The organism is Paenibacillus sp. Marseille-Q4541, from assembly GCF_018310695.1.
Taxonomy (GTDB): domain Bacteria; phylum Bacillota; class Bacilli; order Paenibacillales; family Paenibacillaceae; genus Paenibacillus.
Genome location: NZ_JAGXCY010000005.1, coordinates 92,294 through 117,414 on the forward strand (window position 1 = coordinate 92,294; position 25,121 = coordinate 117,414).

A 25,121-nucleotide genomic window follows, 5' to 3' on the forward strand; every position below is an offset into this window, starting at 1 on the left:
TGCTGTGAGCGAAATTAAAGTACCGGCTATGGGAGAATCCATCACGGAAGGGACAATATCCAGATGGGTCGTTAAAGAAGGAGATTCTGTAAGTCAAGGGGATGTACTTCTAGAAGTTGAAACAGATAAGGTAAACATCGAAATTAGTGCAGAAGAGAGTGGTGTGATCACCAGTATCTTGCATCAGGAAGGAGATACGGTGCAAATTGGGGAAGCAATTGCGTTGCTTGAAGCGGGTGCAGGTGCTAAAGAATCAGCGGCAACTTCAGCACCAGCTCCCGAAGCTCCGGCTCCAGCAGCTCCAGCGCCAACACAAGCTCCTGTGAAAAGTGAGCAAAAGGATGTTGGCGGAGAGAATGGAAGCCCGAAAGCTTCGCCATCTGCACGCAAACTCGCTCGTGAACGCGGTATTGATCTTGATCAGGTACAGGGTCGCGATCCTATCGGACGCATTTACCAAGACGATGTGAAATCTCACGGTTCGGTGCCAGCAGCTCCTGCAGCAGCTCCTAGTAAACCAGCTAGTGCTCCAGCAGCTCCAAAAGAACAAGCAAGCTTTAGTAAACCAGTAGATCGTCAAAAAATGTCTCGCCGTCGTGCGACCATTGCGAAGAGACTTGTAGAAGCACAGCAAACGGCTGCGATGCTGACTACATTTAATGAAGTAGACATGACTGCTATACTGGATGTCCGCAAACGTCGTAAAGACAAATTTAAAGAAAAGCATGATGTAGGTCTCGGATTCATGTCTTTCTTTACAAAAGCTGTTGTTGGTGCTCTTAAGCAGTATCCAACCGTCAACGCGGAAATTGATGGCGATGATATCATTCTTAAGAAATTCTACGACATCGGTATTGCGGTATCTGCGAAAGAAGGACTTGTTGTCCCTGTCGTTCGCGATGCGGATCGTTTAAGCTTTGCTGAAATTGAGCGTAACATCGGGGAACTAGCTTCTAAAGCTCGCACGAACACATTGTCGCTGAACGAGTTGCAAGGAGGAACATTTACGATTACCAATGGTGGCGTATTTGGATCTCTCCTGTCTACACCAATTCTAAACGCTCCTCAAGTCGGTATCCTGGGCATGCATAAGATTCAAGTACGTCCTGTAGCTATTGATGATGAGCGTATGGAGAATCGTCCAATGATGTACATTGCGCTTTCTTATGATCACCGAATTATTGATGGTAGCGAAGCGGTGCGCTTCCTTGTAGCAGTGAAAGAGCTGTTAGAAGATCCTGAATCACTGTTGCTCGAAGGATAATTCTAATAAATATAGAATAAAAAGAAGGACAGGCGTGCATATCACTTGCAAAGTCGTGTCCTTCTTTTTTTATTATTCGACCGAGGAGGAGAAACTTAATGATGACAATTGAGGATTTAAGATACCCGATTGGACAGGAAAAACTAGATCCTGTTAATGATGCTAATCTTAAAGAGTGGATTCAAAATATAAACTTGCTTCCTCAGAAGCTCAAAGAGGCTGTGAATAATTTGTCTGAGGAGCAATTAAACACCCCTTACCGTCCAGATGGGTGGAACGTAAGGCAAGTCGTTCATCATGTCGCAGACAGCCATATGAACTGTTTCATAAGGTTTAAACTTGCTTTGACGGAAAACAATCCAACAATACGACCTTATGAGGAAACATTGTGGGCAGAACTACCTGATGCTAAAAGTGAACCCATTGATTCTTCTTTAAACATTATTGAAGGGCTTCATACACGATGGATCATTTTGTTGAATTCGTTAATGCCTGAAGATTTTAATCGGACATTCTATCATCCTGGTTCACAGAAGACCTTAACACTAGGAGAATGTGTTCGCCTTTATTCCTGGCACAGTCTTCACCATACTTCCCATATTACGTCTTTGAGGGAACGAATGAATTGGCAGATGTAGAACATGTGGAAATAAGAAAAAGCCTTGTTTGGCGATTTGAATGATGAGTTCAATGGCCAGCAAGGCTTTTTCTTGAATTATTCAGAGGTAGGCATATGACGAAGAAGCCAATCCGCAACATGCTCTTCTACTTCTTTACGATTGATTTCGTGAAGCATCTCGTGTCGTCCTTCGGGGTAAATTCGGTACTCCAAATCCTTTATCTCAAGGTTCTTATACATTTCCACCAGATTAAGGACTCCTTTGCCATTCATGCCAACGGGATCCTTCCCACCGGAAAAGATATATACGGGTTTATCTTTAGGGATGTTAGCCAAATGATGAGGAAGATGAATTTCCATGAGCAGTTCGAAAAATCCTCGATAGAAACGAGCAGTACATAGCGAGCCGCATAGCGGATCATCTATAAACTTCTTTACTTCATGTACGTCGTTTGATAACCAGTCAAACGGAGTGACAGCAGGGCGGAAAGATCGGTTAAATCCACCAAATACAACTGCATTCAGAAGTAGACTGCGATGTTCCTGACCTTGCATAACGCTTTGAAGGAGAGCGATACGCTGACCAAAACCTAAAAGCCCTCTTTTTCCATTCGTACCGGATAAAATATAACCCTCATAAATATGAGGTCCTTCATACATCAATTTTTGTGTGAGAAATGACCCCATACTATGTCCTAGTAAGAAGACGGGCAATCCGGGATGTTCTTTTTGTATGAGCTCACCCAGTTCACCCATATCTTTGGTCATCCACTTGAAGGCATCGGGTCCACCATCTCCTAACATCCCTTGATCTATGGCGGTTTTTCCGTGTCCGCGATGATCATTGGCGTAAATGATGAACCCGTGTTTGGTCAAGCAATCGGCCAGCTCTTCATAACGCTTTGCTGTCTCAGACATTCCATGCGCAATCTGTACAATCCCCTTAACTGGCACTTCATCTTCTGGAGTCCAGCGGTAGACAAAGATATTGACTTCGTCACTATCCAGCATTTGAAAAGTGTATTCCTGCATGACCCATTTCTCCTTCCAAGGTGAATGAAAATAGGATTTATATATTAGGGAAGATAAGACCGCAATACGGTTGTATTACCTTCAAGTTTGTAACTTCCAAGGTTAGAAGGGAGTAGGTAACATTGACCTGCTTCCAAATCAAGGCTAGAATTATCTCCATTTTCGCCCCAGATTAATTGACCGGATCCTTCACAAATAACGAGGATTGTAAAGCTATCTTCGCTTGTAGTGAGGTTCCAAGAACCCGACACGATTCCTTTTTCAACGACAAAATAAGGGCAAGAAGCAAGGGTCAGCCATTCACCTGGAACCGCCTGATTTGTCTTCATAGAAGTAGCACCCGTATTCTTGAACACGGTTACGTTAAGTGAATCTTCAACATGAAGTTCACGAGGTTTGCCATCTAGACCAGGACGATTATAATCAAAAATCCGGTAAGTTGTATCCGAGTTTTGTTGGATTTCAGCAACTACGACACCTGCACATAATGCATGAACGGTACCCGCCGGGATAAAAAAGGAATCACCAGCCTCAACGGACACTTCTTGTAGTGTATCCATAACGGTACCATTTTCCAGTGCATCACGGAGCTCATCATGAGTTACATTTTCCTTTAATCCGTAAATAATCTTAGCATCCGGTTTTGCATCAAGGACATACCACATTTCCGTTTTGCCAAGTTCTCCTTTTGGAAGACCAGCATAATCATCGGTTGGATGAACCTGGATGGATAGATCATCATTACAGTCCAGCAGCTTGATCAGCAGGGGGAATCGGCCGCCTTGTTCTGATACGCCTTTCGTTCCAAGCCAATTTCGACCATAGGTTTCTCTTATTTCGTCAAGACCAGAGCCAGCTAAATCTCCGTTAAGCACTTTCGTTGTCCCATTCGGATGGTCAGCTATCATCCATCCTTCACCAATATGTCCTTCAGGAATCGCAAGGCCAAATTGTTCTAAAGCACGACCGCCCCATACTCTTTCTTTAAATTCGGGCTGAAATTGCAACGGATAAGGTTTTTGCATGATTATTCTCTCCTTAAGATATGATATTAGTCGCTTTGTTACCCACTTAAATTTTGTTATTTCTTCTCAATTGCAATGAGATAGGGGGAAGTAGCACGCTGTAACTGCCTGTATGTAACTGCTTGTCCAATCTTAACTGGAAGTTTGCTTGCCCATTCACTGACAGCATGAGCTTCTTCGTCTCCACCTTTATGACCAGGATATAAGACAACGGTCAAAATTCCTTTTGGTCTAAGTAAATCAAGGGATGCTTCCAGAGCCGTAATCGTGGTATCTGTAAGCGTAATAACAGAAGGATCAGCTTGATCCACCGGCAAATATCCGAGATTGAACATGACGGCTCCTATGTGCCCATGTAAGTGAGAGGGGATATAAGATTTCATATCCCCATGGCTTTTTTGTAACAAAGTGACTGGTGCAAGTGTTGCTTGATCGGCAACCCCCGCAAATCTGCTGTCAGCGAGCTTCAGGGCTTGCTCCTGGATATCGAATCCATAAATATGACCCTTTGCCCCAACGGTACGTGCCAGGAATAAAGTATCTGCTCCTGTACCGACCGTCGCATCAATAGCTGTGTCCCCATAGCGCAGCCTGTCCGCTGTCCAATTATGTGCACAACTTAGAACAGAAAGGAAGCCCATATTAAGAATTCCTCCAGTATTTCCCTTGCCAAGTATTACGAGCTTTTAGCTCTGCGTCAATACCATTTAATACTTCCCATTTTTTTTGGGACCACATAGGACCGATCAAAAGATCTCTTGGAGCATCTCCAGTCAGTCGGTGGACTATCATTTCTGGTGGCAAAATTTCAAGTGAATCAACAATGAGCTTTACATATTCGTCTTGTTCAAGGAAACGAAGTAGACCTGCTTCATATTGTTTGACCATCGGTGTCTTACGCATCAAATGAAGGAGGTGAATTTTTATCCCTTGGACATCCATGTTTGCTACGGCACGAGTTGTATCTAGCATCATTTCATGTGTCTCTTGTGGAAGTCCATGAATGATATGCGTGCATACCCGAATATTGTGTTTTCTGAGTTTTGCTACTGCGTCTTCATAACATTTCGTATCATGCGCCCGATTAATGAGCTGAGATGTAGATTCGTGAATTGTCTGAAGCCCCATCTCTATCCAGAGGTAGGTGCGTTCATTGAGCTCAGCAAGATATTCTACGACGTCATCAGGTAAGCAATCCGGGCGCGTTGCAATGGATAAGCCAACCACGCCAGGCTGTTGTAAGATGACTTCATAATACTCACGAAGCTGTTCTACGGGAGCATAAGTATTGGTGTAGGCCTGAAAATATCCAATGTATTTAGCATTCGGCCACTTTTGATGCTGGCGATCACGAATGGTATCAAATTGGGTAACCAAATCGTTTCTTCTCGATCCAGCAAAGTCGCCGGAACCTCTTGCACTGCAAAAAGTACATCCGCCTTTTGCAATTGAACCATCACGGTTTGGACAAGTAAAACCAGCATCAAGCATGACTTTAAATACTTTATTGTCAAATTGCTCCCGCATCTCATAGTTCCAAGTATGGAATCGTTTGTCTCCCCACTCCAGTGGTGAGGGTGCTATTGGTAAGTTCATTAAGGTGACTCCTTTATTAACTTTTTTCTGCTGTATATGAAAATTTACGTGATTTTTAGGTACAGATTCAGCTCAATCATAACTTTTCCTATTGTAACAAAAAGCTTTGTAAAAAGGGAATTCTCTCTATTTAAAAGGATAAAATTCACAGACAAATTTTAAAAATAAAGCGCTTACCTATTGAAAACCTTACACAGTAGTGTTATATTATAACTAAGGTCAGGACCTTGAAATTGTTGCTTACTATTCGCTAGAATTCATACTTTTTGTTCGTCTCGGCCATACTAATAATGAGGTGATTAACATGAATTCAATAAACAAAGCAGGACAAAACAAAGTCACGGTTGAGCTAACAGCGGATGAGGCACTAGCACTTACTGGAGTTAAATTTAATGGCAATCCTCAAGTGGAAGCCGTAGCTAAGAAAAAAATACGTAAAGCCTTCGAAAAGACGTTTGATTTTTCTACCCAAGATAAGGTAGACTATGAACTGTTAAAGTAGTTGGACCCCAATTCCAAATATATGAAAAAGGGATCATACTCCGTGCCATTTGGGTACAGCGTGTGATTCCTTTTTCTTTTATCTTTACTTTTTAGTGATATTTAGGCACAATTAATGCCGATGAATTTTTTTATATAACGGAGGAGAGACATGCGTTTAAGGGGCAGAAAAGGGATTCGTGAAAGTTTAGAGGAGCAACAGGACCTTGTTATTCTGAATCCTGCTGATTATAAAGGAAAATGGTCCGAGTTATTCGGTAATGACCGGCCAATCCACGTAGAGTTTGGTATGGGGAAAGGCCAGTTCATCAGTCAGATGAGCTATCGTAATAAGGATGTCAATTACATTGGAATCGATATGTATGATGAGCTCGTTCGTCGTGCAAGTGACAAGGCAAGACTGGTTTGGGAACCGGAAGGTGTAGAAACTCCTCCTAACCTGAAATTGGCACTGGCAAATATTGAAGATATCCTTGATGTTTTTGAGAAAGGCGAAGTCGAGCGGATCTATTTGAATTTCAGTGATCCATGGCCAAAATCAAAACACGCGAGAAGACGACTTACCCATCCGCGTTTTCTGGACAAGTATAAAGAAGTATTGAATAGTCTCGGTCAAATCCATTTCAAAACAGATTCCGAAACTCTTTTTGAGTTTTCACTGAATTCTTTTGCGGATTATGGTCTTCAGATGACCAATGTTTCCCTCAATTTGCACCGTGATGAGATCAATGAAGAACATGTGATGACAGAGTATGAGCAGAAGTTTATGGGTAAAGGAATGAATATTCACCGCGTAGAGGTTATTATTGGTGAGGAAGCATTGGCACAATACAATGAAACTCGTTTAAAAAAGTATCGTTTAACTGAAAATGCAAGCAAATAACTTTTGTTAATTCTTCGGAATATTTATTGGCTTGTCTTCATAATTTAAAAAGTAAACAAATAAAAGGTGCCTTCATGAAGGCACCTTTCTTGTTTCTACCATTTCTATAATGCTCTTTGCACTCTGCATGGGATGGAATTTTTCAATTTCCAGCACGTGGCGCTCTCTTTTTTCGACAATGGTTTCGTATTCGCTGAGAAGACGAGTCATCCATTTTTCGACAACTTCTAAAGTTGTTATCGGTTCTCCCAGACCTTGGTCCGTGAAATATAGACAATTTTCTTCTTCCTGACCAGGCAGGGGATTATGAAATAACATTGGAATTCCTTTTGCGAGTCCTTCGGAACAAGTCATTCCTCCAGGCTTCGTTACAAGTACGTCGGATACTTCCATCAGCTTGTCTATCTCTCTTGTAAAACCCATGATATGGATATTGGGCTTCTGATAGAGTGGATTTTGTTCCATGCTTGACCGAGCTTTGTCATTATTCCCGAGTACATAGATTAATTGAATATCTTGCTGCCACTTAGCAAGGTACTCATTCACAATTTCATCGGTCATGAGCCCCCAGCCGCCATCCATCACAAGTACAGTAGGCATATTTTTAAGCTTAAATTTGATGCGGATGTCATCACGACTTGGATGCTCCCAAAAATTAGGGTGAACGGGTATACCGGTCACCTGAATTTTATCCATTGGGACACCACGATCTATAAGCTTAAGTTTTACTTCTGAGGTAGAAACAAGATACCGATCGACTTCTGGACTGATCCAGGTACCATGAACATCATAGTCCGTGATGACGGTGCACAGCGGCACCTCTACTCCGAGCCTTTTCAGACGAGCTATAACTGCACTAGGGATCGGGTGAGTACAGACAATGATATCAGGTTTAAGCTGCCTTACAATGCTTCTCGTGTGCGTGTAAAACAGCCGATGCAGTGCGAGCGTTGCGAATCGATTAATAGGTTTTTTATACTGTTTTCGATACATAAGTGCAACAAGCTTGGGTTGTTTAGTAATTGTACTTTTGTAAGCATTTATAATGAAGGGCGCAACATGTGGGTTGAGAAAGCTCCCTAATTCAAGCACTTTCGTCTGCACATCAGATGAGAGTTTTCTTAAACTGCTCGAGAGCGCGTATGCTGCTTGAGTATGTCCTGCTCCGAAACCTTCAGATAATAACAACACTCTTTTTTTGGTCACTCTCAGCTCACCTGTTCCTTGCTCTTTGTTTTCTGTCATTCAAAGATACTAAACATTATGGCCAAAATGCAACCGTCCCGAATGCAACTGAAGTTCCAATGACTGCTCCGGCTAGAACGTCAGAAGGATAATGTAACCCGAGATAAATTCTTGAAAATCCGACAATACTCGCGATAGGCAGCAAAGCGATTGTCAAACCAGGCGCTATCATCATAAAAGGTACAGTGACTGAAAAGATTGCGGTAGTATGACCCGACGGAAAAGAATGATCTGACAAAGGATTGCGAAAAGTATTCGTACCTGGCATTGCAAGATAAGGTCTAATTCTTGGATAAAGTTTCTTTGCCGCAGCAACCGGAATATGGCTAATCGCTAAGGCTGCACAAGCCATATAACCAGCTTGCTTCCATGGTTCTGGTGCAAACAATGCAATGAGAAGAGAAACTGCTATTGTAAAAGTCGCCCCGCCCATATGAGTTAAGTAGTATAGCCGAAAATTCAGAAAACGGTTATGAAGACGTCCGTTAATCCACATAAAAATTTTCTGTTCAAATGCTTGTAGTCTTACGAAAAAACGGCTCATAATAGCATCCCCCTGCATCAATTGCGTCCACAATGAGTATTCACTTTTTAGTTTATCATATTTTTTAATGATATCCTTTTCAATAATAACCCATGTATACCTTACAAAAAAACAGTACTTTTGACTTTGCTTGAGAAAAAAATATAAAATGATTCAAGAGACCACTTCTTGTTTAAAAAAGTTAGAGTTTTGTTTAAACATTCTTTCTACTTTTTGCGTTTAAGATTTAGATCATATTCCTACATTTAGAAATAAATAAAAATGGAGTGTGAACGGATCAAATAAAAAACGTGTAAACGGATGAAAATAAGACCTAACTGCTATGAATGAAGGCTTGATGTAGTTCTTGTAGCGAAATTAGCCCAAAAGAACGCTTAATTGACATCATGCTGTCATTTGGGGATTTTGACAAAACATCAGAAAGCATACAAAATCGAGTAGGCAGTCAAGAATAGTGGTGAAGATATAAAAAATGAAACAAAAAGGGTCATGTACTGCAAAAAAAAGAATGTGCGTAAAAAAAGAGATGCTCACATTAAAGAGGGGGTAGCAGAGAACAAATGTTTAATACGATATTTGTAACGTTCCAAGTCATCTTGGCGTTTCTTGCTGTGTATCAGTTTAGTTTTTCTCTGTTCGGTTTGATTAAAAAGAAAAAGAAACAACAGTTTCCGCCGAACAAGTCATTTGCTGTTTTAGTTGCTGCTCACAACGAGGCACAAGTTATTGGAGCTTTGCTTGAGAATATGAAAAAGTTGGATTATCCGAAAGAGTTGTACGATGTCTTTGTTATCTGTGACAACTGTACGGACAATACCGCTGAAATTGTTAGAGCGCATGGAATGAATGCGTGTGTCAGAGTGAATCCAGATCAACGTGGTAAAGGGTATGCGATTGAATGGATGCTGAAGGAACTTTGGAGCATGCCTAGACAGTATGATGCCATTGTTATGTTTGACGCTGACAACCTTGCAGCTACTAACTTCTTGAAGGAAATGAATGATGACTTGAACCGCGGTGCTCGCGTAATTCAAGGATATATCGATACAAAGAATCCAGAAGATTCATGGATCACAGCTGCTTACGGTATTTCTTATTGGTACATTAACCGTCTGTGGCAGTTGTCTCGTCACAACCTGAATATGGCTAACTTTCTAGGTGGTACGGGAATGTGTTTTGAAAGCAAGTTGCTTAAAGATATGGGCTGGGGAGCAACATCCCTTGTAGAAGATCTTGAATTTACAATGCGTGCTGTTGAACGCGATGTATATCCAGTCTTCAACTACGATGCAAAGGTATTTGATGAGAAGCCACTCACATTTAAAGCATCTGCTAGACAACGTCTTCGTTGGATGCAAGGTCACTTTACGGTTGCAAGAAGATATTTCTTCCCGCTTATTTGGAAAAGTATCAAACAAGGCAGCCTTGTCAAATTTGACCTAGCTATCTATAGCGCGAACGTTTATGTAGTATTGCTGACTTTTATCATGACAGCAATCAGCTTGGTAGATATTACGCTGTTTAAAGGTCCGAACATTACGAACATCTATGGGTACTTGCCGATATGGCTAGGATTCTTGGCTATCCTTGCAAACGTCGTGACATTCTTGTTGTCTCTTGCACTGGAGAAGGTAAAGGTGAAGAAGGTATATACATCACTTATCTTGTTCCCGATTTACCTGTTATCTTGGTATCCAATAACGCTCTACGCGTTCTTTACTCAGAACAATAAACAATGGAGCCATACTCAGCACACTCGTGTTGTCCGCTTGGAAGAGATGCAAAGTAAACAAGGTTAAAATATAATTAGATTTATGCTTGACCATGTAAATGCATTGTGTTATAGTAATCAAGTGATTGTTTTGACGGAATCATAAGCAGAAGGTACGACTTCTCACCTGTTCGGCATGGAGCTGACTGGTACGATCCCAATGATTTATGAACTTGATTTTTCATGAAGAATTGTTGATTGTTCAGGGATGTCGGTAGCCTACCGGCATCCCTTTATTTTTCGTATGGTATCGATTACGACATGGAGGTGGACAGTTATTAGTAAAGAACACATGATTAATGATGAAATTCGCGCGAAGGAAGTTCGCTTGGTTGGAGCTGAAGGAGAGCAAATTGGTATTACGCCAATTCGCGAGGCATTGCAGATGGCTGCAGATCTCAACTTAGACTTGGTGAATGTAGCACCGCAGGCAAAACCGCCGGTATGTCGCATTATGGACTACGGTAAGTTCCGCTATGAGCAACAAAAGAAAGAAAAAGAAGCACGCAAGAATCAAAAGATTGTGGACATCAAGGAAGTGTGGTTCCGCTCTAACATTGAGGAACACGACTACCAAACAAAACTTCGCAATGTAGTTAAGTTCTTGAAGGACGGCGACAAAGTGAAGTGCTCCGTCCGCTTCCGCGGACGTGAAATCGCCCATGCGGATATTGGCCAAAAGATTTTGGAACGCGTTAAAGTAGAGGTTGCTGAAATTAGCAGCATCGAGCGCCAACCTAAACTGGAAGGTCGAAGCATGATTATGATTTTGGCTCCGAAAGCCTGAGCCAGTTAAACTTGGAGGAGGAAATACAAAATGCCTAAAATGAAAACTCACAGCAGTCTGAAGGGTCGTTTCAAAATTACTGGTACTGGTAAAGTGAAACGTTATAAAGCATACAGAAATCATTTGCTTTCCCACAAATCCAAACGCACAAAACGCGTTCTAGCTGGCAGCCCTGTTATGGCGCCTGGAGATGTTAAACGTTTGAAACAAGGTTTGGCTAACCTGAAATAGTCATGATTCCGATTTGCTGCATCGAAGCAGCAACTCAACTACTACACACTTATATTTTCTGGGAGGTCTTTTAATATGGCAAGAGTAAAGGGCGGATTCGTTGTTCGTCGTCGTCATAAAAAAGTATTGAAACTTGCTAAGGGTTATTTCGGTTCTAAACACCGTATTTTTAAAACAGCTAACGAACAAGTTATGAAATCGATGGTATACGCATACCGTGACCGTCGTACAACAAAACGTAACTTCCGTAAATTGTGGATCGTTCGTATCAACGCAGCAGCTCGCATGAACGGTTTGTCTTACAGCAAATTCATGCACGGTTTGAAACTCGCTGGAGTAGACATGAACCGTAAAATGCTCGCTGATCTTGCAGTAAATGATATTACTGCATTCAACTCTTTGGCTGTTGTAGCTAAAGAAAAAGTGAACGCATAAGTTTAATAACAGATTGCCGCCGGATTCGGCGGCTTTTTTATGGAAAGAACCTGGTTAATTGCATACATGAACTAGGTCTTCTGTCTTAACACTAGCAAGAATCTCTTTACATAGTCATTTGAATAGTACAAATAATACATGAAGAATCAGGTTGTAAAAGTTACTTATATGGTAAGAAAAGTAACATATATCTTACGTTAACGTGTTAAATTACGAAAGTAAAAACGTTTACATTCCTTTTTTTTCTTAAAATCTTTAAATTAAGTGATGAAATTGCTGGATTTTAAAAGGGGATGATTGTATAATCACTCCTAGTAGGACAGTCCTATTGAATTTCACAATTCGCTTAAACTGGCGATGTTTCGACGGCTTTTGATGTGAGACAAGCAGTGAAAGAAGTGAAAGATCAAGAAGGCAATATTTTAAGGGGGAACAATTCCAAGATGAAGAAAGTATTGAGTTTGTCTCTGAGCATGATCCTTGCAGCATCCGTTGTACTTGCCGGTTGCGGTAATGACAACAATTCCAATTCGCAAGGTAGCGGTGGAAACGAAGGAGCAGCAAAAACATCGGCGAAAATCGGTATGGTTACTGATGTTGGTGGCGTAAATGATAAATCCTTTAACCAATCTGCTTGGGAAGCTTTGGAAGCTGTTAAAACTGAATCAGGTGCAGAAGTTAAATATTTGCAAAGTAAATCGGACAGCGAATATAGCACAAACCTGAACGAGTTCGTACAAAACAAGTATGATCTGACTTGGGGAATTGGTTTCCAATTGGCAGAAGACATGAAAAAAGTAGCGGAACAAAATCCAGATGCACATTTGGCAATTATTGATAGTGTTGTTGATGCGCCTAACGTGAAGTCTGTTACTTTTGCAGAAGAACAGGGTTCTTACCTCGTAGGTGTTATTGCTGGTAAAATGACTAAAACAAACAAAGTTGGATTCGTAGGTGGAATGGATAGCCCACTTATTAAAAGATTCGAAGTTGGATTCAGAGAAGGCGTGAAAGCTGTCAATCCTGAAGCTAAATTCGTTCCAACTTACACAGGTAACTTCGATAAGCCCGACCAAGGTAAAACAGCAGCAGCTACCCTTTATAACGATGGCGTAGATATTATTTTCCATGCAGCTGGTGCAACTGGAACAGGCGTATTTAACGAAGGTCTTTCCCGTAAAAAATCAGGACAAGATGTTTGGGTAATTGGTGTAGATAAAGACCAATCTATCGAATTTGGTGACGAAATTACACTGACTTCCATGATTAAAAAAGTAGACGAAGCGGTTAAAAAAGTTTCCCTTGAAGTAGTAAACGGTACATTCAAAGGTGGAGTTGAAGAGCTTGACCTTGCTGATAACGGTGTAGGCGTGGCTGAAACATCTTCAGCTAACGTTCCTGAAGATGTGCTGAAACTCGTTGATGAGTACAAAGAAAAAATCATCAGCGGTGAAATTGTAGTTCCTAAAGAATAGTTGTTCATGTATTCTGTTTTCCTTGTGAAAATATGGATGCTATGTAAATAAGCGTAACGACAAGGCTGGTTATTAGAACTAGCCTTGTTGTCACGTCTAGGACCATTACTAATAAATTTCTATATAAGGGTGATCTCATGGGTGCAGCAACTCCTGTCGTAGAGTTAAAGCAAATTACTAAACGCTTCCCAGGCATTGTAGCCAACGACTCCATTAGCTTACAGCTGCACAAGGGTGAAATCCATGCGCTGCTAGGTGAGAATGGTGCCGGCAAATCAACGTTAATGAATATTGTATTCGGATTGTATCAGCCTGACGAAGGCAGCATTGAAGTGAATGGCAAGCCTGTATTGATTGATAGTCCAAATAAAGCGATTGAACTTGGAATTGGGATGGTCCATCAGCATTTCAAGCTGGTGCAACCTTTTACTGTAGCTGAGAATATTATACTGGGCTCCGAACCGAAAAAAGGGCTTGGTATTAACTATAAAAAGGCAGTAGCTGAGGTTAAACGGTTATCTGAGATGTATGGTCTACAAGTAAATCCGAATGCAAAAATTGAAGATATCTCCGTAGGAATGCAGCAACGCGTAGAGATTCTTAAAACACTTTATCGTGGTGCAGAAATTTTGATTTTTGACGAGCCTACAGCGGTACTGACTCCTCAGGAAATTTCTGAACTGCTCATCATCATGAAGAAACTGGTTGCTGAAGGAAAATCGATTATTCTGATTACTCATAAATTGAAAGAAATTATGGAAATATCAGATACGGTTACTATTATTCGCCGTGGTAAAGTAATTGATTCGGTGAAAACTTCTGAAACCTCTCCAAATGATCTTGCCGCCAAAATGGTTGGACGTGAAGTGACTTTCAAGGTTGATAAGAAAGAAGCTGAACCTAAAGAGATTGTTCTTGAAATTAGTGATCTAACTTCTAAAAACAAAGATCACATATCGGTCCTTAATCAATTGAATCTACAAGTGCGAGCTGGCGAAATTGTGGGTATTGCTGGAGTAGACGGTAATGGCCAAAGTGAATTGATTGAGGCTATTACGGGTCTGCGTAAAGTAGATTCTGGTAGTATCAAGTTAAATGGTAAAGAGATTAAAAATGAATCTCCGCGTAAAGTATCTGAGTCAGGTGTAGGCCATATTCCAGAAGACCGTCATAAACATGGGTTGGTATTGGACTTTTCCGTCAGTGAAAATATGGTATTGGAATCCTATTATAAAGCTCCATTTTCCAAAAATGGTTTTCTGAATTTCAAAGAAATAGACAAGCATACCGTGAAACTAGTGGAAGCTTTTGACGTTAGAACACCTAGCATTGAGACAAAATCGCGTTCCCTCTCTGGCGGTAATCAGCAAAAGGCTATTATTGCGAGAGAAGTTAACAAAAATCCTGATTTACTTATTGCAGCGCAGCCAACACGTGGTTTGGATGTTGGTGCAATTGAATTTGTACAGAAACAACTTATTGCCCAGCGTGATCAGGGTAAAGCTGTTCTTCTTATTTCTTTTGAGTTAGATGAAATTATGAATGTCTCTGACCGGATTGCTGTTATCTATGAAGGAAATATTGTTGGTGAAGTACTGCCAGAAGAAACTAATGACCAAGAACTTGGGCTTATGATGGCAGGCAGCATGAAGAAGAGAGGTGCAGCGGGTGAATAACGTACTAAAGTGGTTTACTAAAGACTCGTTTATATACCCTTTAGTGGCTATTATAATGGGTCTTGTCCTGGGTGCACTTGTTATGTTAATTGGTGGTTACAACCCAATAACGGCTTATGGCGCACTTATCGATAAAGTGTTTGGAAGTACTTACAATTTAGGTGAAGCCATCCGTGAGATGACTCCGCTTCTTATGACGGGTCTTGCTTTTGCTTTTGCATCCCGTGCAGGTTTGTTTAACATCGGGGCTGAAGGTCAGTTTATTGTAGGTATGACTGCAGCTACGTTTATTGGTATTAAATTTACTACTTTGCCGGCTCTTATCCATGCTCCTCTTGCACTGATTGCAGGAGCAGTTGCAGGTGGACTTTGGGCTGCAGTGGCTGGTTATCTCAAAGCTAAACGCGGTGTTAATGAAGTTATTACCAGTATCATGATGAACTGGATTGCCTTATATTTGGCGAATCTGGTAGTGAGACAATACTTACTTATGGCTGGTGAGAATCGTTCAGAACAAATTCAGCCTAGTGCATCTATTGCGATCGGATGGCTATCCGAGCTCATGAATAACTCACGAGTACACTGGGGAACATTGATTGCTCTGTTTGCAGCTGTGCTGTTCTATATTTTTATGTGGAAAACGAAGCAAGGTTTTGAACTTCGGGCAGTTGGTTTCAACCATCATGCTGCGGAATATGCAGGTATGAAAGTAAATAGTAATGTGGTAAAAGCCATGTTTATCAGCGGTTTGCTTGCTGGTCTTGGTGGAGCATTTCAAGTTCTCGGCGTATTCGGATATCAAACGGTCTTCCAAGGTTCACCGGGCATCGGATTTGATGGCATTGCAGTTGCGTTGATCGGTATGAATCATCCGTTTGGTGTTGTTTTAGGTGCCGTTTTATTTGGTGGCTTAACCTATGGTTCCTCCGGAATGAGCTTTGCGGCTGACGTTCCTCCGGAACTGATCCGAATCGTTATTGGTTCGATCATCTTCTTTATTGCTGCACAAGGGATTGTGCGCTGGGTACTTAAGCCCTTTAACTCCAAGCGCAAGAAAGAGAAGGTGTTGTAAAAATGGACTTCATAACCCTTTCTGGACAATTGATTAATACGACATTAGTTTTTGCAACAGCACTTGTATTTGCTGCTCTTGGCGGTATTTTCTCCGAACGTTCCGGGGTGACGAACCTCGGGATTGAGGGTTTCATGATCTTTGGTGCCTTTGCAGCGGGTGTAACAACTCATTATGCGCAAGAAGCGGGCATGTCTGGCGGAACAGCGGCACTCGTAGGGCTAGTTGCAGCTGCTGTATTCGGACTTGTGGTATCACTTATTCACGCGGTTGCTTCAATTACTTTCAAAGCAGACCAAATTATAAGTGGTATCGTAATTAACTTCTTGGCAGCAGGTAGCACTTTGTATATGGTGAAATTGCTATTTGATGGTTCTGGGGAGACTCCGCTCATTCAAGGGTTCACGAAGTGGAATCCTACTTTATTCGATGTGAAATTAGCGGAAATTCCGTTTTTTGGGAATGTGTTTATTAATCATTATCCAACTACATTTCTTGCTGTTTTGTTCGTTATTATCGCGTACTATTTCTTGTATAAAACGCCTTATGGACTCCGTCTTCGTTCTGTTGGAGAGCATCCAAGTGCGGCAGATACAATGGGGATTAACGTGACCAAATACAGATATGTTGCGGTTATGGTGAGTGGGGCTCTAGCTGCAATCGGTGGCGCAACACTGACTTTGACTACAACGGGCGTATTTTCTCACAATACGATTTCCGGGCAAGGATACATCGCTATTGCTGCCATGATCTTTGGTAAATGGAATCCAATCGGCGCGTTTGGTGCTGCCTTGTTCTTTGGATTGTCACAAGCCGTTCGGAACTATATCCAATTGTTCGAATGGGCTCAGGCTATTCCCCAGGAAATTATTTTCATGTTGCCTTATGTTCTTACGATTGTCGTTCTAGTAGCAGCGGTAGGTCGCTCTTCTGCACCAGCCGCGCTTGGACAACCTTACGATCCAGGTAAACGATAAGTTAATAGAATGGTCTATGTATGTAAAACCGAAGATGTACACAATGATGTGTACATCTTCGGTTTTTTTTGTACATGCAGGACATAGGAACAAGCAACCTTCGTGGTCTACGAATAGAATATTTTGAATTCTACTCAGAAGGAGGGAGAAAGATGAGTAAATCAGTGAGCGAAAATGAAGCTAAAAAATGGATCGGACAGGAAATTGTAGCCGTACGAAAAGATGGTACACAGGTGTCTGGTAAGCTAGTATCTGTGTCTGGAAATAAACTTATATTAGAACCAGTGGGCGGAAAAGAAGCTGGAACACGGGCAATAATTCCCTTAGTATTGTTTGATCTTCTGGCAATTGGTACTTTGCCTTTTGCAGGTGGCGGATTTGGTGGTCCATTCGGCGGAGGCGGATTTCCGGGCGGTTATAACGGAGGCGGCTATCCTGGAGGTGGTTATCCTGGTGGAGGATATGGCTATGGAGGAAAACCGGGCGGATACGGATTTGGACCCGGACCTGGCCCTGGCCCAGGACCCGGACCTGGGCCAGGTTTCGGCGGAGGCTACGGTTTTAAAAATAAATTTTTCTACTAAACTCTAATAATCATCTAAATTCTTTTCCATCTCATAACAACGGCCAATGTCAATATAACGGATCATTTTGTATCCTGATTTTTGGTAAAATTGAACCGCTTTGTTGTTCCCCTCATCCACCATAACTTTAGATTTTTTACAACCCCGGGATATTCCGAAATGTTCTGCTTTAAGCAAAAGTTCCTTACCATGTTGTTTCCGCTGTTGCTTAGGTGAGACTGCCATCATGTCAATATAAAGCAGGTTACCGTGCATCATAAAGTGTACAAATCCGAATAAATTAGATTCATAGGTGGAAGAAGATACTAGTGTAATCCCTCTGGATAATCTCAGGGGGATTTCAACAATAACTTGATCTATGTCCTGCTTGCTCATGTGTGACAGAGGGACCAGCTGCGTTTTAATGAGTTCCATGATAGCGGTGTCATCCTGCTTAGGTCTCCGATTTCGGATCATGGAAAAAACCTCCTTTGGAGCAAGCTCAAATGATGAAATAGTATATGTTTACACAGCTTGGTCATGTTCTATTTTTTAGGTGAAAACAGTTGATACAGCAAGGATTGTCCAGAATCTGTAAGACATTAGAAAAATAAAGTGTTGACTATTTCCATAAATGAATCATATAATGTTCCTAACATTTAACCGCTATAGTTTATCGGCAATGATGAGGACGAAGTTGTAAGGGCGCTTATGCTCAGAGAGTGGACGGAATTTGCTGCAAGCTCCACCGTAATCCCTTATATACGAGCTCACCTCGGAGCTGTTTTCCTGAAAGGCATTTGCTTATTAGGGAAAATCGTATGTCTACGTTACAGACGTCAGGTAAGAAGAATGGGGTGGTTTATTTACCTTACAATTCTTCTACTTGCTAAGGTCAGATTCTGTGAGGAATCAGACAAAGCTGGGTGGTACCACGGAAGAATCAACCTTTCGTCCCTTGCGAGGCACATATTGTGTCCGCCAGAGACGAAAGGTTTTTTTGTTTTCTAGTATGTTAGTTCAATGTAATCCTTTAGAAGGGGGAGATCTTAGAGTGAATGCACATAATCCTGAAATGCGGTCAACGGATCAACTACGTGAGAAATGGATGAAACCGGAAGTCATTACCGGTTCGGATATCTTGCTACGAAGCTTACTCCTTGAAGGTGTTGAGTGTGTGTTTGGTTATCCGGGCGGCGCTGTACTGTATATTTATGACGCGATGTATGGATTCGAAGATTTCAAACATCTCCTTACACGTCATGAGCAAGGCGCTATCCATGCGGCAGATGGGTATGCTCGTGCAAGTGGAAAAGTGGGGGTATGTATTGCTACGTCGGGTCCCGGTGCAACAAACCTGGTTACTGGAATTGCAACTGCATTCATGGATTCAGTACCACTTGTTGTCATCACAGGAAATGTTATCTCCAGTCTGATCGGCACGGATGCTTTCCAAGAGGCAGATATTACTGGGATTACAATGCCAATTACCAAACACAGTTATCTGGTACGAGATGTAGAAGATTTGCCTCGAGTTATTCACGAAGCATTCCACATAGCAAACACAGGTCGAAAAGGTCCAGTACTCATTGATATTCCTAAAGATATCTCTTCGGCGAAGACTCTTTTCAAACCACAAGTTGAACCTGTACAGATGCGAGCTTACAATCCCAAAGTGATTCCAAACCGGATTCAGTTGGAAAAACTTCATCAAGCAATTCAGGAAGCAGAACGTCCAGTCATTCTCGCTGGAGGTGGAGTCGTTTATTCCGGAGGGCATGAGGCGCTTTACGAGTTTGTCAATCAAACAGAAATTCCGATTACGACAACCCTTCTTGGATTGGGCGGCTTCCCAAGCGGACATGAATTATGGATGGGGATGCCTGGAATGCATGGAACATACACTGCGAATCATGCCATTCAACAAGCAGATTTGCTGATCAATATTGGTGCAAGATTTGACGACCGTGTAACTGGGAAGTTAGATGGGTTTGCACCGAAAGCGAAAATTGTTCACATTGATATTGATCCAGCTGAAATTGGTAAAAACGTTGCTACAGATATTCCGATTGTAGGTGACGTAAAAACAGTTCTGGAAATCCTTAATCAAGATGCAGCACGTGCTGATAAAGCAGATGCTTGGCGGGGACAGATCAAGGACTGGAAAGGCGAGCGACTATATCATTACAAAGATTCAGAAGAAGTCCTGAAACCACAATGGGTTATTGAAATGTTGAACGACACTACAAAAGGCAGCGCAATCGTAACGACAGATGTAGGTCAACATCAGATGTGGGCAGCTCAGTATTATAAGTTTAATCAGCCCCGTTCATTTGTTACATCTGGTGGGCTTGGTACGATGGGATTTGGATTCCCTTCTGCAATTGGTGCTCAGATGGCTCATCCTGATCGGTTGGTCATTTCCATCAATGGTGATGGTGGAATGCAAATGTGCTCCCAAGAGCTTGCTATTTGTGCAATCAACAATATTCCGGTTAAGATTATTGTTATTAATAATCAGGTACTCGGCATGGTAAGACAATGGCAGGAACTGATTTACGATAATCGTTTTAGTCATATTGATCTTTCGGGAAGCCCTGATTTCGTTAAATTGGCTGAGGCATATGGTGTAAAAGGTCTCCGTGCTTCGAATAAAGAAGAAGCTAAGGAAGCATGGGAAGAAGCAATGAATACCAATGGTCCTGTACTTGTTGAATTTGTAGTAAGTAAGGATGAGAACGTATATCCGATGGTAATGCAGGGTTCGACAATTGATCAAATGCTGATGGGAGATGCATAAATCATGAATAGACATACGATTGCCGTGCTGGTAAACGATCAGCCAGGAGTACTTCAACGGGTATCAGGTCTGTTCGGTCGCCGTGGATTTAACATCGAAAGTATAACCGTAGGTCAATCAGAAGAAGTCGGTTTATCTCGAATGGTCATTGTAACGCTTGGAGATGAAAAGTTACTTGAGCAAATCGAAAAACAGTTATATAAATTAATTGATGTAATAAAAGTAGTTAATCTTAGCTCTAATCCTATGGTAGGACGCGAACTTGCACTGATTAAAGTAAAAGCTGATCCTTCTGAACGTCCTGAGGTTATGGGTCTTGTTGAGACATTCCGCGCTTCGGTTGTCGATATCGGAAATACCAGTCTAATGGTTCAGGTTGTAGGAGATACCGAGAAGATTGATGCTATGATTGAGTTGTTGAAACCGTATGGGATCCGTGAATTATCCAGAACCGGAGTCACAGCAATGATCAGAGGGAATGTATAATTATTTTAAATAATGAATTAATAATTGTGATTTTTAATGTTTTAAACAGAATTAAGTACAAAAGACACAGGAAATGATAACTAATTTATTACCGTTTTTTACAAATATATTTTAGTCATTTACCGCGACAAAAAAGCACAGTCCTGAAGAATGAGCGGGGGTTTGAGGGGATCAATACTCAATCACTAGAGATGACAATGGGTAGAAGGAGATAAGTCCCTTGAAACACCCGCTCATTCATGCAGGGTTTCTTTACAATACAAAGGAGGACTTTAACAATGGCAGTTACAACGTACTATGAACAGGATGCAGAACTTAGTGTATTGAAAGGTAAAACCATCGCCGTAATCGGATATGGTAGCCAAGGACATGCTCAGGCACAAAACTTGCGTGACAGTGGACTGAGTGTAGTAATCGGTCTACGTGAAGGAAAATCGTTCCAAACAGCTCAAAATGATGGTTTTGAAGTACTTTCCGTAGCAGAAGCTACAAGTCGTGCAGATGTAGTTCAAATCTTGATGCCGGACGAAACACAAGCTTCTGTTTACAAAAACGAAATTGAACCTAACCTGAAAAAGGGCGCAGCTTTGATGTTCTCTCATGGTTTTAACGTTCATTTTGGTCAAATCGTAGCTCCACAAGATAGCGATGTATTGCTTGTAGCTCCTAAATCTCCAGGTCATATGGTTCGTCGTACGTATGTAGAAGGATTTGGCGTACCTGGTCTGATCGCAATTGAGCAAGATGCAACGGGTAAAGCGAAAGAAATTGGTCTTGCTTATGCAAAAGGTATTGGTTGTACTCGTGCAGGAGTTATTGAAACTTCTTTCCGTGAAGAAACCGAAACTGACTTGTTCGGTGAACAAGCAGTATTGTGCGGTGGTGTAAGTGCGCTTGTAAAAGCGGGATTCGAAACGTTGACAGAAGCGGGTTATGCACCAGAAATGGCATACTTCGAATGTTTGCACGAACTGAAATTGATTGTTGACCTGATGTATGAAGGTGGTCTTGCAAGCATGCGTGACTCCATCAGTAACACAGCTGAATACGGTGACTACGTTACAGGACCACGTGTTGTTACTGAAGATACAAAAGCAGCAATGAAAGCAGTACTGAGCGACATCCAACAAGGTAAATTTGCACGTGACTTCATTCTTGAGAACCAATCAGGTCGTGCATTCCTGACAGCTACTCGCCGTAATGAAGCAAACCATCCGATTGAAGTAGTTGGCGGTCAATTGCGTGAAATGATGCATTGGATTCATAAATAAGATCATATCGTAATTGTGAAAACAACGAACTGAAATATTTCTCCTTAAGCGGCCGTGCTATTTAGCGTGAGCCGCTATAGGAGGTTAAACACATACTTTTTTGGAGGTGCTGGGTGTGCGCAAAATTCATATCTTTGATACAACGCTGCGCGACGGAGAGCAATCTCCTGGCGTCAATCTGAATACCCGTGAAAAACTGGAGATAGCTTATCAGCTTGAGAAACTAGGGGTTGACCGAATGGAAGCAGGTTTTCCGGCTGCCTCCCCGGGTGACCTAGCAGCAGTAAATGCTATTGCAAAAGCGGTGAAAAATTCGACAGTAATTGGACTCTCTCGGTCTCGAGAGCAAGATATAGAAGCAGTTCGGAAAGCGCTTCAAGGAGCACAAGATCCTTGTATTCACCTGTTCCTGGCAACTTCACCAATCCATCGTCAGCACAAACTACGAATGGACAAAGCCCAAGTACTTGATACAGCAAGATCCGCCATTCGATATGCGAAACGTTACTTCTCCAAAATTGAATTCTCGCTTGAAGACGCTGGACGTACAGAGCATGATTTCCTAGTCGAAGTAACGACAATGGCCGTCCAAGAAGGGGCTGCGGTCGTCAACATTCCGGATACAGTCGGTTATTTGTATCCAGAAGAGTATGGTAATATTTTCAGAATACTGAAAGAGCAAGTACCGGATGTGGAAAAGGTTCAGCTGAGTGCTCATTGCCATAATGATCTAGGTATGGCCACGGCAAATACGCTGGCTGCCATTATGAACGGAGCAGATCAGATAGAAGGCACTGTTAACGGAATTGGTGAACGGGCTGGGAATACGGCGATTGAAGAGATTGCTATGGCTCTAGAGACAAGACAAGAGTTCTTTGGTGCCAAAACGACTCTCCAGTTATCTGAGATTGCCCGGACCAGCCGACTTGTCAGCAGATTAACAGGCATGGTTGTTCCTGGAAACAAGGCGATTGTTGGAGCTAATGCATTTGCGCATGAGTCAGGTATACATCAAGACGGTATGCTTAAGGAAAAGACGACTTATGAAATTATGACACCTGAAACGATTGGTCTTAAAGAGAGCAAGCTTGTTCTCGGAAAACATTCAGGCCGTCACGCTTTCCGTGAGAGACTAATTGAGCTCGGGTTTGAACTCAATGAGGAAGAAGTAAACCGTGCTTTTGCACAGTTTAAAGACCTTGCGGATAAGAAAAAAGAAGTGTCGGATGAAGATCTGATCGCTTTGTTAGAAGAAAAACTAATCGATACTCCTGAGGTATTCCACCTTGAAGAAATGTTTGTGACTTACGGTGATGCTTCCACTCCTACAGCCAAAATCAGTCTTCGCTTGGAATCAGGTAAGCTTGTGACCTCGGAAGCAGAAGGAAACGGCTCTGTAGATGCCATTTACAATGCGATTGATAAGGCGAGTGGAGAAGAGGTAACTCTTGCAGATTATTCGATCAAGTCCGTTACTCACGGCAAAGATGCACTTGGTGAAGTTCACGTGGTATTAAAGCAGGATAAGGTTACGGTACAAGGGCGGGGAGTTAGCACCGATATTCTTGGAGCTAGTGCTCGTGCTTATGTGGATGCCCTAAATCATCTTGTTGAGAAACGTAAAACATTTACAGAACGCGTGAATGTCAGTCTATAGTTCATAGTTATTTTAATAAAAGAAGCCCCTTTAGGAATCTTTCTCAGCGGAGAGGAGGTTCTTAAAGGGGACTTTTTGTATATCACTTTATATATGACTATTGTTATTTATAACTGCAAAGTTTATTTGTTTACCAAGCGTATGCGTTGGGAGCTTGTCCTCCAGGGCCGGGGAAAATTTCGTCAAGACGCTTCATAACCGATTCACCCAGCTTCACTTCGAGAGCATCCAGCGTGCTTTCAAATTGCTCTAGCGTACGTGGCCCAATGATCGGGGCAGTAACTGCTGGATTTGCAAGAAGCCATGCTAATGCGACATTGTCTTGAGGTTCCCCGAGCTCTCGGCAGAGGTCAGAGAATTGTTCAAGCTGTTCCCGGTGTTGATCGATACGTGCGGTATTCCCACCACTTCTGCTACCTTCTAGTTTCTTAAGGGCATTACGACCAAGCAATCCTCCATCAAGAGGACTCCATGGAATGATACCAAGACCAAGATTTTTCGCTGCAGGAAGTACCTCGAGTTCAGGTAAACGACAATTCAAGCTGTATTTATGTTGTTCAGAGATAAGTCCAAGAAAATGCCGGTTTTTCGCTGCACTTTGGGCCAGCGCAATTTGCCAGGCTGCAAAGTTACTTGAGCCAACATAACCGATTTTCCCTTGGGAAATGCCCACTTCAAATGCACCCCAGAGTTCTTCCCATGAAATAGCAGGATCTACGTGGTGCATTTGATAAAGTTCAATATGATCGGTTTGAAGGCGCTGCAAGGATCCCTCTAGGTGACGACGAATTTTATAGGCGGATAAACCGGATTCATCGTTTGGCCCATCAGTTTGATCGTGCATGGAACCATAAACTTTCGTGGCAAGGACCACTTTTTCGCGGCGACCTCCACCTTGTTGAAACCATTTACCGATAATTTTTTCCGTTAATCCGGAATTTTCGCCCCATCCGTAAATATTTGCTGTATCAAAAAAATTGATGCCTGCATCAAGAGCTGCATCCATAATCCGGAATGCTTCTTTTTCATCTGTTTCAGGTCCGAAATTCATCGTTCCAAGACATAATTTACTTACCTTCAGACCTGATTTCCCTAAGTAATCATATTGCATAATACACTCATCCTCCCTCATGGGAATGCAATTTATTTTTCACTATTATTGTAAACGGTTAAATAAGCTTCAATCAACTTATTTTAGTTATAGTCTAAAC

At 41.9% G+C, this 25,121-nt stretch carries 25 protein-coding genes; 17 read left to right on the top strand and 8 right to left on the bottom strand.

All coding sequences use genetic code 11. The features are described from left to right. The first annotated feature begins 4 nt into the window (after positions 1-4). Together odhB and KFT32_RS08325 are read left to right on the top strand one after the other, a co-directional pair. A complete protein-coding gene (odhB, locus tag KFT32_RS08320) occupies positions 5-1,264 on the top strand; it encodes a 2-oxoglutarate dehydrogenase complex dihydrolipoyllysine-residue succinyltransferase (protein ID WP_211746685.1) in 1,260 nt (419 codons plus the stop codon). A gap of 107 nt (positions 1,265-1,371) precedes the next feature. Further along, on the top strand, positions 1,372-1,902 hold the full coding sequence (locus tag KFT32_RS08325) for a YfiT family bacillithiol transferase (RefSeq protein ID WP_211746830.1): 531 nt from the start codon (positions 1,372-1,374) through the stop codon (positions 1,900-1,902). Between the two features lie 77 nt (positions 1,903-1,979). Here the strand turns inward: KFT32_RS08325 and KFT32_RS08330 are convergent, their stop codons facing one another. From KFT32_RS08330 to mnmL, 4 genes are read right to left on the bottom strand one after another with little or no spacing between them, the layout of a single operon-like run. Beyond that, positions 1,980-2,915 (bottom strand): alpha/beta fold hydrolase, encoded by a 936-nt coding sequence (locus KFT32_RS08330; RefSeq protein WP_211746686.1) that lies wholly within the window; start codon positions 2,913-2,915, stop codon positions 1,980-1,982. 44 nt (positions 2,916-2,959) lie between these two features. Next, positions 2,960-3,940 (bottom strand): type I phosphomannose isomerase catalytic subunit, encoded by a 981-nt coding sequence (locus tag KFT32_RS08335; protein ID WP_211746687.1) that lies wholly within the window; start codon positions 3,938-3,940, stop codon positions 2,960-2,962. 56 nt (positions 3,941-3,996) lie between these two features. Then, a complete protein-coding gene (gene mnmM, locus KFT32_RS08340) occupies positions 3,997-4,581 on the bottom strand; it encodes a tRNA 5-(aminomethyl)-2-thiouridylate-methyltransferase MnmM (protein WP_211746688.1) in 585 nt (194 codons plus the stop codon). 1 nt (position 4,582) lies between these two features. Next, on the bottom strand, positions 4,583-5,536 hold the full coding sequence (gene mnmL, locus KFT32_RS08345) for a tRNA modification radical SAM protein MnmL/YtqA (protein ID WP_211746689.1): 954 nt from the start codon (positions 5,534-5,536) through the stop codon (positions 4,583-4,585). Positions 5,537-5,840: 304 nt separating this feature from the next. Between mnmL and KFT32_RS08350 the strand changes: the two genes are divergently transcribed. After that, positions 5,841-6,038: a hypothetical protein gene (locus KFT32_RS08350; protein ID WP_211746690.1), complete on the top strand. Its 198-nt coding sequence runs from the start codon at positions 5,841-5,843 to the stop codon at positions 6,036-6,038. Between the two features lie 150 nt (positions 6,039-6,188). Next, a complete protein-coding gene (gene trmB / locus KFT32_RS08355) occupies positions 6,189-6,920 on the top strand; it encodes a tRNA (guanosine(46)-N7)-methyltransferase TrmB (RefSeq protein ID WP_211746691.1) in 732 nt (243 codons plus the stop codon). A gap of 72 nt (positions 6,921-6,992) precedes the next feature. Here the strand turns inward: trmB and KFT32_RS08360 are convergent, their stop codons facing one another. Together KFT32_RS08360 and KFT32_RS08365 are read right to left on the bottom strand one after the other, a co-directional pair. After that, a complete protein-coding gene (locus tag KFT32_RS08360) occupies positions 6,993-8,126 on the bottom strand; it encodes an MGDG synthase family glycosyltransferase (protein ID WP_349304882.1) in 1,134 nt (377 codons plus the stop codon). 55 nt (positions 8,127-8,181) lie between these two features. Then, positions 8,182-8,709, bottom strand: coding sequence for a phosphatase PAP2 family protein (locus tag KFT32_RS08365; protein WP_211746693.1), 528 nt, complete (start codon positions 8,707-8,709; stop codon positions 8,182-8,184). A 560-nt stretch (positions 8,710-9,269) separates the two neighbouring features. On the opposite strand from KFT32_RS08365, the gene KFT32_RS08370 reads away from it, so the two are divergent. From KFT32_RS08370 to KFT32_RS08410, 9 genes are all read left to right on the top strand, one after another. Further along, positions 9,270-10,508, top strand: a complete 1,239-nt coding sequence (locus tag KFT32_RS08370; RefSeq protein ID WP_211746694.1) for a glycosyltransferase family 2 protein — start codon at positions 9,270-9,272, stop codon at positions 10,506-10,508. Between the two features lie 264 nt (positions 10,509-10,772). Next, positions 10,773-11,267 carry a translation initiation factor IF-3 gene (gene infC / locus KFT32_RS08375; protein ID WP_211746831.1) on the top strand — a complete coding sequence of 165 codons (495 nt, stop codon included), beginning with the start codon at positions 10,773-10,775 and terminating at the stop codon, positions 11,265-11,267. 30 nt (positions 11,268-11,297) lie between these two features. Further along, the gene (gene rpmI, locus KFT32_RS08380; RefSeq protein WP_160032822.1) at positions 11,298-11,498 is read left to right on the top strand and encodes a 50S ribosomal protein L35; all 201 of its coding nucleotides are present in this window, start codon (positions 11,298-11,300) and stop codon (positions 11,496-11,498) included. 75 nt (positions 11,499-11,573) lie between these two features. Continuing rightward, positions 11,574-11,933, top strand: coding sequence for a 50S ribosomal protein L20 (gene rplT / locus KFT32_RS08385; RefSeq protein WP_211746695.1), 360 nt, complete (start codon positions 11,574-11,576; stop codon positions 11,931-11,933). A gap of 443 nt (positions 11,934-12,376) precedes the next feature. Beyond that, positions 12,377-13,408 carry a BMP family lipoprotein gene (locus tag KFT32_RS08390; protein WP_211746696.1) on the top strand — a complete coding sequence of 344 codons (1,032 nt, stop codon included), beginning with the start codon at positions 12,377-12,379 and terminating at the stop codon, positions 13,406-13,408. 137 nt (positions 13,409-13,545) lie between these two features. Continuing rightward, positions 13,546-15,084 carry an ABC transporter ATP-binding protein gene (locus KFT32_RS08395; RefSeq protein ID WP_211746697.1) on the top strand — a complete coding sequence of 513 codons (1,539 nt, stop codon included), beginning with the start codon at positions 13,546-13,548 and terminating at the stop codon, positions 15,082-15,084. After that, a complete protein-coding gene (locus KFT32_RS08400) occupies positions 15,077-16,156 on the top strand; it encodes an ABC transporter permease (protein WP_211746698.1) in 1,080 nt (359 codons plus the stop codon). The genes KFT32_RS08395 and KFT32_RS08400 overlap by 8 nt, the downstream gene beginning before the upstream one ends. Before the next feature lie 2 nt (positions 16,157-16,158). Further along, positions 16,159-17,133, top strand: coding sequence for an ABC transporter permease (locus KFT32_RS08405; RefSeq protein ID WP_211746699.1), 975 nt, complete (start codon positions 16,159-16,161; stop codon positions 17,131-17,133). A gap of 152 nt (positions 17,134-17,285) precedes the next feature. Beyond that, entirely contained in the window at positions 17,286-17,717 is a 432-nt protein-coding gene (locus KFT32_RS08410) for a hypothetical protein (RefSeq protein ID WP_211746700.1), read from the top strand. Between the two features lie 3 nt (positions 17,718-17,720). On the opposite strand, the gene KFT32_RS08415 is transcribed toward KFT32_RS08410, so the two are convergent. Next, positions 17,721-18,173 carry a GNAT family N-acetyltransferase gene (locus KFT32_RS08415; protein WP_211746701.1) on the bottom strand — a complete coding sequence of 151 codons (453 nt, stop codon included), beginning with the start codon at positions 18,171-18,173 and terminating at the stop codon, positions 17,721-17,723. Between the two features lie 577 nt (positions 18,174-18,750). Between KFT32_RS08415 and ilvB the strand changes: the two genes are divergently transcribed. From ilvB to KFT32_RS08435, 4 genes are all read left to right on the top strand, one after another. Continuing rightward, a complete protein-coding gene (ilvB, locus tag KFT32_RS08420) occupies positions 18,751-20,496 on the top strand; it encodes a biosynthetic-type acetolactate synthase large subunit (protein WP_211746702.1) in 1,746 nt (581 codons plus the stop codon). Positions 20,497-20,499: 3 nt separating this feature from the next. Continuing rightward, positions 20,500-20,982, top strand: a complete 483-nt coding sequence (gene ilvN, locus KFT32_RS08425; RefSeq protein ID WP_249435753.1) for an acetolactate synthase small subunit — start codon at positions 20,500-20,502, stop codon at positions 20,980-20,982. Positions 20,983-21,260: 278 nt separating this feature from the next. Beyond that, complete coding sequence (gene ilvC, locus KFT32_RS08430) at positions 21,261-22,253, top strand: ketol-acid reductoisomerase (RefSeq protein ID WP_211746703.1); 993 nt, start codon at positions 21,261-21,263, stop codon at positions 22,251-22,253. A gap of 115 nt (positions 22,254-22,368) precedes the next feature. Further along, positions 22,369-23,910 (top strand): 2-isopropylmalate synthase, encoded by a 1,542-nt coding sequence (locus KFT32_RS08435; protein WP_211746704.1) that lies wholly within the window; start codon positions 22,369-22,371, stop codon positions 23,908-23,910. Positions 23,911-24,040: 130 nt separating this feature from the next. Here the strand turns inward: KFT32_RS08435 and KFT32_RS08440 are convergent, their stop codons facing one another. Further along, entirely contained in the window at positions 24,041-25,021 is a 981-nt protein-coding gene (locus KFT32_RS08440; RefSeq protein ID WP_211746705.1) for an aldo/keto reductase, read from the bottom strand. Positions 25,022-25,121 lie beyond the last annotated feature (100 nt).